Genomic DNA, 13600 nt, shown 5'->3' with positions numbered 1-13600 from the left:
CCGCTGCCCTGCCAAGGGCTTGGCCTTGTTACTTATCATCGTGCTCCACACTGATCGTTCCGACTGCCGAACGGGACCGCTCCAGCGCCGCAACGCTCGGCGAGACGACCTGGGCGAAGTAGGACGAATTGGCTTGTCCGCCTTCACCAGTGACGTATTCGGCCCAGGACTTTACCAGGCGGGCCAGGGCAGGATTCTTATAGGAATGACAGAATGCCTGATAGCCGACGAACCCCAGGGAATAGCCTGGACCTCGACCGGTATGGAGGGTCAACTGGACGCCGCCGCCGGGAGCCTCGCTGACGGTGCCGCTGTCGACTGCCGTGCCTAAAGCATCGTCCGTTACTTTGACAAAATCTTCTCCGAACTTCACCGTCGCTGTTGAGAACCGCGTTCCGATTGATGCCCGGTCCATAAATGCTACGGCTCCTGCGGTAGCGTCCACCTTCGTTGCCAGATCGGCATAAGTGCCCACGGACTGCCCAGCGGTGTCCGCGGGCCATTTTCCGGTTATGGGCGGTCTCGCTGCCGTTTCAGGGGAGGACCGTAGATAGTCGCCGACGGCTTGGGTGAGTCCAGAGCCGCCTGCAGCCCAGACGGGCACGATTTTCATATCAGGCAATGCGGTGCCCGGATTAAGGTCCGCGATCTTCTGGTCGTCCCAGCGTGTGATCTTGCCTTCGAACATCGCTGCCAGAACGGCTTGGTCCAAGCGGACATTCCGCAACCCGGCAACGTTGTAGGCGACCCCGACGGCGGTAACGGATGTCGGTACGGCAAAGGCTCCCTCCGGCCCGCACGCGGCCTTTGACAGTTCCCAGTCGTTGGTTGTCAACTGGGAATCCAGGCTGGCAAAGTGGGCCATCCCCCGGAATAGCGCGTCCCTGCCGCTGGCATCGCCATCGGGCGAGAACCGCAGGGAGGTCTGCCGAAACTCCTTGCTCCAGCCCTGCTGCCAGGCAGAGATGGAGCCCATCTGGCTGATGCTGCCGATTGCCGTCAGGGAGCCGGTGACGCCAGTGCCGTATTCGGCCGCGCTGCACGAGGCAAGCCCCAGCGCGCACACCGATGCGAGCAGGGCAAGTACCTGCCTGCGAGGCTTACAGCGCATTCCGTCGATCCCCTTCGTCAGCTACCTTGACAGAGCCATTGCGGTTTCCATCAACCTTAGCCTGAGCCGGTGCGGCCGCATTCAGCCGGGAGGCGCGGGGCTGCGGCAAAGATCCTTGGGGCATGGGTCGGGCTTCCGCGCCGAACGTCCGGCTGCGCCAATGCCGCTTCGGGAAGAGCGCCCTGTACAGGAGAACTGCGCCGGCCGTAAGCGTGATCAGGTAAGCGATTGACAAACCCTGCCAGGTGAGCGGTGGCTGCCACGTTGTTTCCCACATTTCGCTCCAATTTACGTGCTCGGGGAACAGGCCCACCGTGTAGCGCCGGAGAGTGAAAACAAAGGCGTAGACATGGGCTGCCACTGCAGCAACCAAAGTCCATCGGCCAATTGACTTGGCCCGGTCGGAAAGAGGGAACGAGTGAAAGCGAAGGGCCATACCGCAAGCGAGCATCATCAGGACCACCAGCGCGAGGAGGTATCGTCCCTGCCAGATGTAACCCAGCTCCTGGATGACCTGCGACTGAAGGATGGGGGGAAGCACAAGGACCCCGATGAAAACGGGAACCAGGAGCCAGCGATTCCTCAGTGGGCGTGAGGTCACTGCGGCCAAGACCAATGCCACGAAGGCGAAGTGCCAAAATACCTGAACACCGGACGGTGTAAGCGTATCCACCCAGCCCATCAGGCCGATGTAGCCGCTGACATAGTCAAAGGTCCGGTCCAGCATCGTTACGAAGGCTTGGTCCGGTGTCACTTTGGAAGGAATCCCGCCCAAACTCTTGAAGCTGTCCGCAACAACCAGCCACCCGAGCCCGGCGGCGCAACCCAGCACCGCGATGCCGGCCATCGCCACACCGAACTTACTCCGCAAGATCTCGGCTAATGGCCGCCACCCGTAGGCGATGAGGGCTACTGCAAAGGCTATGGCCAGCCATAGCAGGGACAAGGCCCGGGTGTTGGCGAGTACGGCGCCAGAAACGCCAACGGCAATTAGCGGGGCCCGGGTGGCCGCTAGAGACTTCGAGTTCTCGAGGGCTAGACACAGATTCACGAAGAACGCGGCCGTGGTGACCACTTCCAGGGAATTTGGGTTGATCGAGCCGGCGAGGTATAGAGCCATCGGCGTGAGCCCGACGACAGCGGCCACGAGCGGCCACTGGCCATGCCGCATTTGCCGGGCAGCCATGATTGCCATCGTCATAAAGACTGCTGAGAGGAGGCCACTTGCTATGCGCATGACATAAACCGCAGTTTCCCCGGACAACAAGCGCGATGGGAGACCCACGATCAGGTAGTAGAGCGGGTTGTAGTTTCCAGCAGTCGTCGTCGCGGGGACCAGCGCCGTGTTCTGGCCGTTGATGTCTGGCGAGCAGGCGGCAGAGACCTGGACTTTAAAGGCGTAGCACAATTGGTTGCCGAGTTCGGCTACGTAGCCGGGAACTTTCACAATTGCCGGGTCGCCTTGCTTGCCGCTTTCCTGGGTTTGCAACTGCCCCCGCGCCACCGCCGCAGCCTTGATGGTGTGGGCGGGCTCGTCAGGTATTGACATAAGCGGCGACGCCAGTGACCACAGGGTGGACAGGGTGCCCAGGATGAGGAACGTGACGAGGGCGGGTATATATTTCGTCCGGGCCAGAGGGACTTCCGGCCGGCGGCCTGAACGCTGTAAGTGCATGATCATAGAAGCTATCACCAATGGCATCGGCGGGTTGACGGCTCCAACCCGGTGCCGCGGCGGGTGGCTAGAGGCTGCCTGCGAACGTCCTGCCCAAATATCCCTGGCTTGGCTTCATGCCGGTCCCGGAATAGCTCCATAGTGAGCCGTCCGGCCGCCGGGCAACAAGGTCCGGGTTCGCGTCAGCATCCAGATTCCGTGCCGACCCGAAGTTGTCATAGACGTTCCAGCCCGTTCCTACCCGCAGCGACGGCGAAAGTTTTCCGGTCCCGTCTCCCGCATAGAACCACAACGTGCCGTCTGGCCTGCGAGCAAGGACGTCGTTCTTACGGTCGCTGTTGAAATCACCAACGCCGACGATTTCCGCGAAAACTTCCCAGCCGAAGGCCCCGATCTTAACGCCCGGCTGGTATCCGGTGTTAAGGGCGTCAACCTTGCTGGTGCCACGGTAGAGCCAAAGGGAGCCATCCTTACCGCGGGCAAGGACATCGTTCTTTCCATCGCGGTCAAGATCGCCGGTTCCGACAAGTGAATCGAACATGTCCCAGCCGAATTTGCCAATTTGCACTGCAGGAGCGTAGCCGCTGTTGCTGGCATCCACACGTCCGGTGCCGGCGTAGATCCACAGACTCCCGTTCGGCTTGCGCGCCAGTAGGTCGCTCTTGCCGTCGCCGTTGAAGTCGCCGACGGCGGTCAGGGAGTCGAAGGCGTCCCAGCCGAAGTTTCCAATTTTCCGCGCAGTTCCGTAGGTTCCGGTTCCGGTTCCGGGGTAGAACCACAGGCTTCCGTCCGGCATGCGTGCCAGCAGGTCGGCCGTTCCGTCGCCGTTGAAGTCCGGGGTGCCGACGAGTGTGTCGAACGCACCCCAGCCGAAGTCGCCGATCTTTCGGGCGCTTTGATAGCCCTGGTCCCGCATGGCGGTTCCGGCATAGAAATAGAGGGAACCGTCGGTCTGGCTGCCTACAAAGTCAGCCAGCCGGTCCCCATTGCTGTCTCCGGTTCCCACAAGCTGGTCGTAGATGCCCCAACCGGTGCCGATCTGGCGGGGGTTGACCAAGACGGCTTTGCCGGTGTTGGAGTAGAACCACATGGTGCCATCCGGTTTCCTGCCGACAAGGTCGCTGGTGCCGTCGCCGTCGAAGTCCTGGATTGCCACTAGTTGGTTGAACACGTCCCAGCCAAAGTCGATCTTCCGGCCCGTTCCGGTTTGGCCGGTTCCGGTTCCGGAGTAAAGATACAGGGCGCCGTCCGCCGTGCGGGCCAGCAGATCAGCCTTCCCGTCGCCGTCGAAATCGCGGACGCCAAGGATTGCATTAAAGACGTCCCAGCCGAACGCGCCGATCTTGACCGCCCCGCGGTAGCCTTCGCTGCTGCCAGAAACGAAGCCGGTGCCGGCGTAAAACCATAGGGATCCATCCAACTTCCGCGCCAGCAGATCGTTCTTGCCGTCCCCGTTGTAGTCCCCGACGCCGACCACGCTGTCGTAGATCTGCCAGCCGGCGCCGATACGACGGCTTACCGGGTAGCGGCCGGTCCCGTCACCGGAATACAGCCAAAGCTCACCGTCGGCCCTGCGCTGAATGAGGTCAGACTTTCCGTCGCCATCGAAGTCCCCGGTGGAGATGACCTTCCGGGTGGCGTCGGTGGGCACCGGTGGCGGGCTCCCCGCGGCGAAGCGCTGAAGGCTGGCGTAGTCGCCGGCCCAGACATTGGAATCGCCGGCGAAGGGCCCCTTGTCGCTGTACTGCCAGATGCTGTAGGTCGACCAGCTGGCCGGGACCGGGCCGGCGTCGTTCGAGAAGGAGCTCGGGTAGGAAGCTAGCCATAGCGGGTTGTCGCCGAAGCCCAGGGGGTTCCCGACGCAGTCTTTCCACCAGTAATTGCCGGTGTAAATGACGGGCAGCCGTCCCGTCAGCGCATACATGGTGTTGCTGAAGTCCCTGGCCCAGGCAGTAAGTGCGCCCGGCGACATGTCGTAGCAAGCGTTGCCTTGGTAGTAGCCGTTGATGGTCTGGCCTGCGTAGGGATTGCCTTCGAAATCGAGCACGGGCGGCATCGTATAGCCGTCGCCAGTCCAGCCGCCACCGCTCTGCACGAAAATTCTGGCCTGGTCGGCGCCGGAGGAAGCGGCCGGGTTCGCGTAGTGATAGGCGCCCCGCATCATCCCGACCGCCCGTGACCCGCTGTACTGTGAGTCAAAAATTTGATTGGTGTAATAGTTGCCCTCGGACGCCTTGATATAGGCGAACCTTGCGCCCATGTTCCACTGCTGTTGCCAGTTCACAGAGGGCTGGTATTGGCTGACATCGAGACCCTGAACGCCGAACGTTGGCATCCAGGTCCCCTGCGTGGTCAGCGTTTTTGCGGCTGCATCGGGGCTGGGCGCCAGACCCTGGCCCATCTCTGCCCCGCCTCCGGCCGTCGCTGCTGCCATGGCTGCACGGTATCCCGCACTGGACCGATCCGGTGTTGTGGGGGGCACTGTGGCGGCAGTCGCAGTAGGGGCCGGTATGGCCGGGCCGGAAGCGGTCGGCTGGGCCTCGGCAATGGCCGGTGCCGGCGAGGTAGTGACCCCCGGGGCCGGAATTGCGGCCGGGGGAGTCGCGGTGACGCTCGGTGTCGGTTCAACGGCACCGGCGGGAACAGACAAGCCCGGTCCGGCGACGAGGCAGAGGGCCAGTAGGGTGGCTCCGACCCGGCTGCCCAGGTGACTGGTAGGGGGAAGTAGGGTCCGCTTCATTTTTCGCTCCGGAACAACGACACGATTGCGGCCGTGCCACGCTGGTCACGCGCCCGAGAATCAGCACATCAAGGCTGCCGGGTGGTGAGAATGTCTGACTTGTCGGGCTCACCCTATCTGGGGAAAGTAGTGAAACCAGAGTTTCTTGTGTTACCAATGTGAAAATTGTTGTAAAACTGCGGGTAGTTTTCCACATCCGCCGCACCGGACTCTTGTTCCGAAGCGTGGGGAGCCCTAGTTTTAACCCAATTGCAGCGCCCCCGGAGCAGGGCGAATAGGCAAACTGGGGGCCATTGTGGAGGCTGTTCGCATTGTCGAGGACGAAGTCCGCGAGCTGATTCGCCGCCGCGGACTGGACCCCATGCGGCAGGCCGGTGAGGTCCGACGCCTGGTCGAGGCCGCCGTCCTGGATTACGACGAGCGCGCATTGCTGGCCCCGCTCCCGCCCATCGGCCCGCTTGAATCGGCCCGGAGGTTTGTCTTCGACGCCGTGGCCGGTTTTGGGGCACTGCAACCCCTGCTCGACGACCCCGCCATTGAGGAGGTCTGGCTAAATGCGCCCAACGAGATCTACGTCGCCCGCAACGGTGAATCCGAGCTCACCTCGGTCTCGCTCACGGAGCAGCAGGTACGGGACCTTGTGGAACGGATGCTGAAGAGCTCCGGGCGACGGCTCGACATGTCCTCTCCTTTTGTGGATGCAGCGCTGCCCGACGGTTCCCGCCTGCACGTCGTCATTCCTGACGTGACCAGAAAGCACTGGGCCATTAACATCCGCAAGTTCGTTGTAAAAGCCAGTCGGCTTGAGCACCTGGTGGAGTTGGGCACCGTGACGCCCCAGGCTGCCCGGTTCCTCGGTGCGGCCGTGGCAAGCGGACTGAATATCCTGGTCTCCGGCGCCACCCAGGCTGGCAAGACCACCATGCTGAACTGTTTGGCCGCGAGCATCGGAACCCGCGAGCGCGTTATTACTGTCGAGGAGATTTTTGAGCTGCAGTTTCCGCTGCGGGACGTTGTGGGGCTGCAGTGCCGGCAACCCAACCTGGAAGGCGAAGGTGAAATCCCCATGCGCCGGCTGGTCAAGGAGGCACTGCGCATGCGCCCCGACCGCCTGGTGGTGGGCGAGGTGCGGGAGGCCGAGAGCCTGGACATGCTGATCGCCCTTAACTCGGGCATGCCGGGCATGTGCACCGTCCATGCGAACTCGGCCCACGATGCCGTCACCAAGATCTGCACGCTGCCCTTGCTTGCAGGCGAGAACATCTCCAGTGCTTTCGTCGTCCCAACAGTCGCATCCTGCATCGACCTCGTGGTCCACTGCGCCCGCCACGCCAGCGGACGCCGGGAGGTGACCGAGATCCTGTCGTTGGGCCGGCGTGTGGAGAACGGCATTATCGAATCCTCCATGGTCTTTGCCCTCGCTGACGGCCAGTTGCAGCCCAGTGCCAATTCGATGCCGGCAGCGGAGAAGTTTGCCCGGGCAGGGTACGACGTCGCAGCCCTGCTGGAGCCGCGCTGATGGCTGCACTGATCGGCATGGTGGCGGGCGCCGGATTCCTGCTGATCTGGTGGTCCGCCTGGGAACAGCCCAAGCCAGCCAGCCCCGCACGGCGCAGCAGCCGGCTGGAGGATCTTCTGCGCACCGCCGGAATCGAGAAGGTCAGTGGCTCGGGCCTGGCGGCGACGTGCCTGGGTGTCGGTGGGTTCACAATGTTTGTTTTCTTCGCGGTGACCCGGTCATGGCCCATCGCGGGCTGTTTTGGCCTTTTTGGTGGCTGGCTGCCAATGGCCATCGTTTCGTGGCGCGCACGGAAGCGGACCGCCGTGCTGCGACAGTTGTGGCCCGACGTCGTTGACCACCTCCGCTCGGCGATTAGGGCCGGCCTGTCGTTGCCGGAGGCTTTGATCCAGCTGGGCGAAAAGGGGCCCGAGGAGCTCCGGCAGGTGTTCCGTGACTTTGGCTCCGACTACCGTGCCGGCGGGCAGTTCGGCCCCTCCCTGACCCGGCTGAAGGACCGTCTGGCGGACCCCGTCGCCGATCGGATTATCGAAGCGCTCCGTCTGACGAAGGAGGTGGGGGGCTCCGATCTGGGTCGGCTGTTGGGAACCCTGGCGGAATTCCTCCGGGAGAATGCCCGCACCAGAAGCGAACTGGAGGCCAGACAGTCCTGGACCGTCAACGCAGCACGGCTTGCGGTCGCCGCCCCCTGGCTTGTCCTGGTGCTGATGGCCAGCCGCCCCGAAGCGGTAGCTGCCTACAACACTGCCCTCGGTGCCGCTGTACTGCTCGGCGGACTGGCAGTTTCCCTGGTCTCCTATGCCACCATGCTCCGCATCGGTGCCCTCCCTGCGGACGAGCGGGTCCTTCGATGACCGGCCTGATGGCGGCAGCTGTTGTCTGCGGAGTCGTCCTGGGCATTGGCCTCTGGCTGTTGCTTGTCCGGCTGCCGTTTATGCGGCCGACAACGTTCGTGGAACGCATCAGCCCGCAGCTGAAGGCCCACAATCTGGAATCCCGGCTGCTGCGCACGGCGCCGGGGAACATCACACCGTTCGGGCCGCTGGAAAGAATTCTGCGCCCGGTCATCGGCGACGCCGTGAGGTCGCTGGGGCGGTTGAATCCGGTTTCCTTGACCTTGAACCGCCGTCTGTCCAGGGCAGGGAGTGCCGCGTCGCCAGCCGATTTCCGGGCAGAACAACTTCTCTGGGGAGCCGGCGGCTTTGCGGCCGCAGTCGGCGCCGTCGTGCTGTTCGGTGCGGCCGGGCGTTTCAGCCCGCTGGTCGCCGCTGTGCTGGTCCTCGGCAGCGCCGCCGGAGGGTTTCTGTTGCGGGACTATCTGCTGGGCGTCCGGATCAAAAAGCGCGAAGCGCGGATGATGGCGGAGTTCCCCAGCATCGCCGAACTGATGGCGCTGGCTGTCAGCGCCGGCGAGAGTGCCACAGGGGCACTGGACAGAGTGTGCCGCAGCGCCCGAGGCGAGCTCTCCCAAGAATTCGCCCTGGTCCTCGCCGAGACCCGGGCGGGGAAGCCGCTCGTGGACGCCCTGCAGGAGTTCTCCGCTCGGACCGAACTCGGCCCTCTTCTCCGTTTTGTGGACGGGCTGATCGTGGCGGTCGAACGGGGAACCCCCCTGGCTGAAGTGCTGCGGGCCCAGGCGCAGGACGTCCGGGATACCGCCAAACGCGAGCTCATGGTGTCGGCCGGAAAGAAGGAAATCGGAATGATGGTGCCGGTCGTGTTTGGCGTCTTGCCGCTGACGGTCGTATTCGCCGTGTTTCCCGGACTCGCCGCCATCAGCATGGGCCTCTAACCGCAGCAAAGGAAAACACCGAAATCAACCGAACATGCGAACCAAGGAGTGAACGTGAAAAAGATCCGCAACCAGATGACACTGTTGCTTTGCACCATCAGCATGCTGCCCGTACCGGCAAGACATTCCACGGCGCAGGATGCCGGAGAGCATCCTGAACGGCGCAGCGATCCGAGCGAACGGGGCGACGTGCCCGGCTGGGTGATGATTACCCTGATGTCCGCCATCCTCGTCGCCGCCCTCCTCGCCCTCGCCGGCCCGGCCTTGGAGGCACTGTTCAACCAGGCCATGGACAAGGTAGGGCAGTAACACGTGCCCCTGCCCCGAGGCGGCTGGGGCAGGACTGACGAACGTGGCTCGGCAGTGGTGGACTTTGTGCTTGTGGGTGGACTGCTGACGCTGTTCTTCCTCGCCATCATCCAGCTCACCCTTGTCATCCACGTCCGGAATACCCTGGTCGACGCCGCGGCCTCGGGCGCCAGATACGGCACCCTCGCCGACCGCGGTTCCGCGGATGCCCGGGACAGGACAGTCCAGCTGATCGGAGTCGCCCTCAACCAGGATTTTGCCACCGACGTCACTACCAGCGAGGCCACGTACCAGGGTATCCGGACCCTGGAAGTCACTGTGCGCGCGCCCTTGCCCGTGATCGGGCTGATCGGTCCCCGCGCAGCCCTGGAGGTGAAAGGGCATGCTGCCATTCAGCCCTGAGCGTCCACCGCACTGGCTCTCACCGCACTGGCATTCAGCGCACTGGCAGCCACCGCGCTGCCAGTTTCGGCACAGGCTGTCGGCGGTTGAGTGCCGCGCAGTCAACGCCGGCCTCCCGCAGAACGCAGAACAGGGAAGCGCTGTCGTCGAATTTACGTTCCTGTCGCTGTTGCTGATGGTGCCGCTGGTTTACTTCATCATCACCATGGGAGCGCTCCAAAGCGGCTCATTTGCGGTCGTCGGTGCCGCGGACCAGGCCGCCAAGGTTTTCGTGGCGCAGCCCGACGGCGCTGCCGCCCGGGCAGCCGCAGAGCAGGCCGTGCTGCTGGCGCTCGCAGACCACGGGCACCCCGCGGCGGATGCCCGGGTCGAGACCACATGCGCCCCGGCCGACTGCATGGCCGCGGGCACGGCCGTGACGGTCACCGTCCACCTCACCGTACCGCTGCCTTTTGTCCCCTTCGGCGACGTGCTGAACCTGAACGCCGGTCAGCTCAGCGCCTCCGCCACGCAGCTGGTGGGCCGCTTCCGATGAGCGGCTCCGGGGCACCGCAACTACGCTCCGGCCAGCGCCGCGACGACGGTCAACTGATGGTGCTGATCATCGGGTACGTGCTGCTCGCCGTGCTTCTTTCGACAGTTGTCATTGCCGCCTCCAGTGTCTATATCGAGCACAAAAAGCTCCTGTCGATGGCCGACGGCGCCTCGGTAGCCGCGGCAGACAGCTTCACACTCGGACAGCTCGAAGCGGCCCGCGGCAACCCCACCGCTGTGCTGACCGGCGCCCGCGTACGGGCAACCGCCATCGAGTTCCTGGACCGCAGCAATGCCTTCACCCGGTTCGCCGGCCTCACCGTTGGCCCGGGGACGGGGAGCCCGGACGGGGCCACCGCCGTCGTGGTGCTCAGCGCCGCCGTCCACCCGCCCGTGGTTAACTTCCTGATCCCCGACGGCATCAGGATCGAAGCGAGTTCTACGGCGCGCTCCCGGCTTTCACGCTAGAGCCCCGGCGCTGCCAGGCAGCCCAGTCCGGGCGGCCTGCGGGGATAGCGTAGGGTTAAAAAACCATGGCAAACATTGATTTTCCCGCAGAAATCCGCGCCCTCCGAGCCACCTACGCCTCGATCGAGAATGTTTCGAATGTTGAGGGGCTGAAGGAGGACATCGCCGAACTCAGCGAACGGGCCGGCGAACCCAATCTGTGGGACGACCCCGCGGCCGCGCAGGTGATTACCTCGCGGCTCTCGCACCGGCAGTCCGAACTGGCACGCCTTGACTCGCTGGCCTCCCGGATAGACGATCTTGAGGTCCTGGTGGAGCTGGGCCAGGACGAGGATGACGCCGCCTCCATGGGTGAAGCGGCGACGGAACTCGAGTCCGTGCGCAAGGCACTGACGGAACTCGAAGTGGTTACCCTGCTTTCCGGCGAGTTCGACATCCGCGAAGCCGTCGTCACGATCCGAGCCGGCGCCGGGGGAGTGGACGCGGCAGACTTCGCCGAAATGCTGCTGCGGATGTACCTCCGCTGGGCTGAACGCCACGGCTACCCGACCACCATCATGGACACCTCCTACGCCGAAGAAGCAGGGCTCAAGTCCGCCACCTTCGAGGTCAAGGCCCCCTACGCGTACGGCACGCTCAGCGTCGAAGCCGGCACCCACCGCCTGGTGCGGATCAGTCCCTTCGACAACCAGGGCCGCCGCCAGACCTCCTTCGCCGCCGTCGAAGTCATCCCGCTGATCGAGCAGACGGACTCCATCGACATCCCGGACAATGAGATCCGCGTCGATGTCTTCCGTTCCTCCGGCCCCGGCGGCCAGTCGGTCAACACCACGGACTCCGCCGTGCGCCTCACCCACATCCCCACCGGCACCGTCGTGTCGATGCAGAACGAGAAGTCGCAGTTGCAAAACCGTGCGGCCGCACTGCGAGTGCTGCAGTCCAGGCTCCTGTTGCTGAAGAAGCAGCAGGAGGACGCGGAGAAGAAGGCATTCGCCGGCGATGTAAAAGCCTCCTGGGGCGACCAGATGCGCTCCTACGTCCTGAACCCGTACCAGATGGTCAAGGATCTCCGCACCGAGCACGAAGTCGGCAACACCTCGGCCGTGTTCGACGGCGAGATCGACGATTTTATTGATGCCGGCATCCGCTGGCGGACCGACAACCGCAACGCCGACAAATAGCCGCACACAACCCCGTCTTCCGCGGCACACCCGTCCCGGCCGCCTAATCCTGCGACACGCCCCGGCACTCGGGCCGATCCGCCGGGGCCCGTGCGTATAGTCGAGAAGCCGGAGCTCTACTTCCCCCACTAGAAAGCCCGCGCGCCGGCAGCAGAACCGGGACGTACCTGTCCATGTCCTGCAGGGTATTTAGGGCCATGATCCGTTTCGAAAATGTCACCAAGGTCTACGACCAGAAGGCGCGCCCCGCCCTGGATTCCATCAACCTTGAGATCGACCGTGGCGAATTCGCCTTCCTCGTCGGGGCCTCCGGTTCCGGAAAATCGACGTTCCTGCGCCTCGTCCTCAAAGAGGACCGTGCCTCCTCCGGTGCCGTCTACGTGGCCGGCCAGAACGTTGCCAACATCTCCAGCTGGCGGGTACCCAGGCTCCGCCGCGGCATCGGCGTCGTCTTCCAGGACTTCCGCCTGTTGCCCCAAAAGACTGTCTTCGCGAACGTCGCCTTCGCGATGCAGGTCATTGGCAAGGGCCGCAGCGTCATCCGGGACACCGTTCCCGAGGTCCTCAAGACCGTCGGGCTCGAAGGCAAGGAAAACCGCCTTCCACACGAACTTTCCGGCGGTGAGCAGCAGCGCGTGGCTATCGCCCGCGCCGTCGTCAACCGCCCCGGCATCCTGCTCGCCGATGAGCCGACCGGCAACCTGGACCCCACTACCTCGATGGGCATCATGGGGGTGCTGGACAAGATCAACCAGAACGGCACCACAGTAGTGATGGCAACGCACGATGACGACATCGTCAACGAGATGCGCAAACGCGTCGTCGAGCTCAAGAACGGCGTTGTCATCCGCGATGAGGCCAAGGCCCTCTACACCTCCATGATCCCGGTCGTGGGACAGTCGCGCCGCCTGCGCGACGCCAGCGGGCGGGACCCGCAAGGGGAGGGCCAGCTGTGAGGCTCCAATTCGTCCTCGCCGAAATCGGCAGCGGCCTGCGCCGCAACCTCTCCATGGTGGTCTCCGTCATCCTGGTGACTTTCGTGTCCCTGACTTTCGTCGGCGCCGCTGGCATGCTGCAGCTGCAGATCAACCAAATGAAGGGCTACTGGTACGACAAGGTCCAGGTCGCCATCTTCCTGTGCAGCGACGGTTCGACGGCGGCCAGTTGCGCCAGCGGGCCCGCCACCCCCGAACAGCAGGCCAACCTGGGCAAGCTGCTGGAATCGCCGGCCGTTGCCCAGTACGTCAACGACTTCCAGTTTGAGTCCAAGGACGATGCGTACAGGCACTTCAAGGAACAGTTTTCCAATTCCCCGATCGTTGACTCGGTGACGCCGGACCAGCTCCCGGCCTCCTTCCGGATCAATATGAAGGACCCGGAAAAGTACCAGATCATCAGCGAGACCTTCTCATCGCAGGCCGGTGTGGAAACCGTGATCGACCAGCGCCAGCTCCTCGAACGGCTCTTCTCGGTCATGAACGCCGCCTCCCTCGTGGCCGTCAGCGTCGCCGGCGTGATGATCATCTGCGCCATCTTGCTGATCGCCACCACGATCCGGCTCTCCGCCTTCAGCAGGCGACGGGAAACCGGGATCATGCGCTTGGTCGGGGCATCGAAAATAGTGATCCAGCTGCCGTTTGTCCTGGAGGGCGTGATAGCCGCAGTGATTGGCGCGGCGCTGGCCTCGGGAACACTGTGGGCCGTGGCGCACTTCTTCCTGGGCGGATACCTCTCCAAGCAGTATCCGGACACCGCGTTTATCTCCGCGGGCCAAACCCTGGTGCTCGCACCGGCCCTCATTGGCCTTGGCGTGCTGCTGGCAGGCGTATCATCGCTCCTAACCCTTCGTCGATACCTGAAGGTTTAGCG

At 63.9% G+C, this 13600-nt stretch carries 13 protein-coding genes; 10 read left to right on the top strand and 3 right to left on the bottom strand.

The window, feature by feature from the left end; all coding sequences use genetic code 11:
* Positions 1-28: 28 nt before the first annotated feature.
* The 3 genes from QK287_RS14015 to QK287_RS14005 all read right to left on the bottom strand — a co-directional run bounded on the left by QK287_RS14015 (position 29) and on the right by QK287_RS14005 (position 5220).
* The gene (locus QK287_RS14015) at positions 29-1111 is read right to left on the bottom strand and encodes a substrate-binding domain-containing protein (RefSeq protein ID WP_282360469.1); all 1083 of its coding nucleotides are present in this window, start codon (positions 1109-1111) and stop codon (positions 29-31) included.
* Positions 1101-2786, bottom strand: coding sequence for a DUF2142 domain-containing protein (locus QK287_RS14010; RefSeq protein WP_282360468.1), 1686 nt, complete (start codon positions 2784-2786; stop codon positions 1101-1103). Before QK287_RS14010 ends, QK287_RS14015 begins: the two co-directional genes overlap by 11 nt.
* Positions 2787-2853: 67 nt before the next feature.
* Positions 2854-5220: a GH25 family lysozyme gene (locus QK287_RS14005; RefSeq protein WP_282360467.1), complete on the bottom strand. Its 2367-nt coding sequence runs from the start codon at positions 5218-5220 to the stop codon at positions 2854-2856.
* Positions 5221-5821: 601 nt separating this feature from the next.
* On the opposite strand from QK287_RS14005, the gene QK287_RS14000 reads away from it, so the two are divergent.
* The 10 genes from QK287_RS14000 (at position 5822) to ftsX (ending at position 13598) form a co-directional block, all read left to right on the top strand.
* On the top strand, positions 5822-7045 hold the full coding sequence (locus tag QK287_RS14000) for an ATPase, T2SS/T4P/T4SS family (RefSeq protein WP_282360466.1): 1224 nt from the start codon (positions 5822-5824) through the stop codon (positions 7043-7045).
* Positions 7045-7899, top strand: coding sequence for a type II secretion system F family protein (locus QK287_RS13995; RefSeq protein ID WP_282360465.1), 855 nt, complete (start codon positions 7045-7047; stop codon positions 7897-7899). The genes QK287_RS14000 and QK287_RS13995 overlap by 1 nt, the downstream gene beginning before the upstream one ends.
* Entirely contained in the window at positions 7896-8837 is a 942-nt protein-coding gene (locus QK287_RS13990; RefSeq protein ID WP_282360464.1) for a type II secretion system F family protein, read from the top strand. The genes QK287_RS13995 and QK287_RS13990 overlap by 4 nt, the downstream gene beginning before the upstream one ends.
* 54 nt (positions 8838-8891) lie before the next feature.
* Positions 8892-9146, top strand: a complete 255-nt coding sequence (locus QK287_RS13985) for a hypothetical protein (protein ID WP_226774394.1) — start codon at positions 8892-8894, stop codon at positions 9144-9146.
* Positions 9147-9149: 3 nt separating this feature from the next.
* Positions 9150-9548 carry a TadE/TadG family type IV pilus assembly protein gene (locus QK287_RS13980; protein ID WP_226774395.1) on the top strand — a complete coding sequence of 133 codons (399 nt, stop codon included), beginning with the start codon at positions 9150-9152 and terminating at the stop codon, positions 9546-9548.
* Positions 9529-10083, top strand: a complete 555-nt coding sequence (locus tag QK287_RS13975; RefSeq protein ID WP_282360462.1) for a hypothetical protein — start codon at positions 9529-9531, stop codon at positions 10081-10083. The genes QK287_RS13980 and QK287_RS13975 overlap by 20 nt, the downstream gene beginning before the upstream one ends.
* Positions 10080-10550 (top strand): hypothetical protein, encoded by a 471-nt coding sequence (locus QK287_RS13970; protein ID WP_282360461.1) that lies wholly within the window; start codon positions 10080-10082, stop codon positions 10548-10550. The genes QK287_RS13975 and QK287_RS13970 overlap by 4 nt, the downstream gene beginning before the upstream one ends.
* Positions 10551-10615: 65 nt before the next feature.
* On the top strand, positions 10616-11731 hold the full coding sequence (gene prfB / locus QK287_RS13965) for a peptide chain release factor 2 (RefSeq protein WP_226774398.1): 1116 nt from the start codon (positions 10616-10618) through the stop codon (positions 11729-11731).
* Positions 11732-11928: 197 nt separating this feature from the next.
* Complete coding sequence (gene ftsE / locus QK287_RS13960; protein ID WP_226774399.1) at positions 11929-12687, top strand: cell division ATP-binding protein FtsE; 759 nt, start codon at positions 11929-11931, stop codon at positions 12685-12687.
* On the top strand, positions 12684-13598 hold the full coding sequence (gene ftsX / locus QK287_RS13955; RefSeq protein ID WP_282360459.1) for a permease-like cell division protein FtsX: 915 nt from the start codon (positions 12684-12686) through the stop codon (positions 13596-13598). Before ftsE ends, ftsX begins: the two co-directional genes overlap by 4 nt.
* Positions 13599-13600 lie beyond the last annotated feature (2 nt).

It is taken from the genome of Arthrobacter sp. AL05 (assembly GCF_029960715.1).
In the GTDB taxonomy this organism is placed as follows: domain Bacteria; phylum Actinomycetota; class Actinomycetes; order Actinomycetales; family Micrococcaceae; genus Arthrobacter.
This window is presented reverse-complemented; position numbering and strand designations above follow the sequence as displayed.

Excerpts from the sequence above, each read along its gene's own strand:
- QK287_RS14005 (WP_282360467.1), bottom strand. The coding sequence starts at position 5,220 with ATGGCAGCAGCGACGGCCGGAGGCGGGGCAGAGATGGGCCAGGGTCTG.
- QK287_RS13970 (WP_282360461.1), top strand. The coding sequence starts at position 10,080 with ATGAGCGGCTCCGGGGCACCGCAACTACGCTCCGGCCAGCGCCGCGAC.
- QK287_RS14015 (WP_282360469.1), bottom strand. The coding sequence starts at position 1,111 with ATGCGCTGTAAGCCTCGCAGGCAGGTACTTGCCCTGCTCGCATCGGTG.
- QK287_RS13975 (WP_282360462.1), top strand. The coding sequence starts at position 9,529 with ATGCTGCCATTCAGCCCTGAGCGTCCACCGCACTGGCTCTCACCGCAC.
- QK287_RS13995 (WP_282360465.1), top strand. The coding sequence starts at position 7,045 with ATGGCTGCACTGATCGGCATGGTGGCGGGCGCCGGATTCCTGCTGATC.
- QK287_RS13990 (WP_282360464.1), top strand. The coding sequence starts at position 7,896 with ATGACCGGCCTGATGGCGGCAGCTGTTGTCTGCGGAGTCGTCCTGGGC.
- ftsE (WP_226774399.1), top strand. The coding sequence starts at position 11,929 with ATGATCCGTTTCGAAAATGTCACCAAGGTCTACGACCAGAAGGCGCGC.
- QK287_RS14010 (WP_282360468.1), bottom strand. The coding sequence starts at position 2,786 with ATGCACTTACAGCGTTCAGGCCGCCGGCCGGAAGTCCCTCTGGCCCGG.
- prfB (WP_226774398.1), top strand. The coding sequence starts at position 10,616 with ATGGCAAACATTGATTTTCCCGCAGAAATCCGCGCCCTCCGAGCCACC.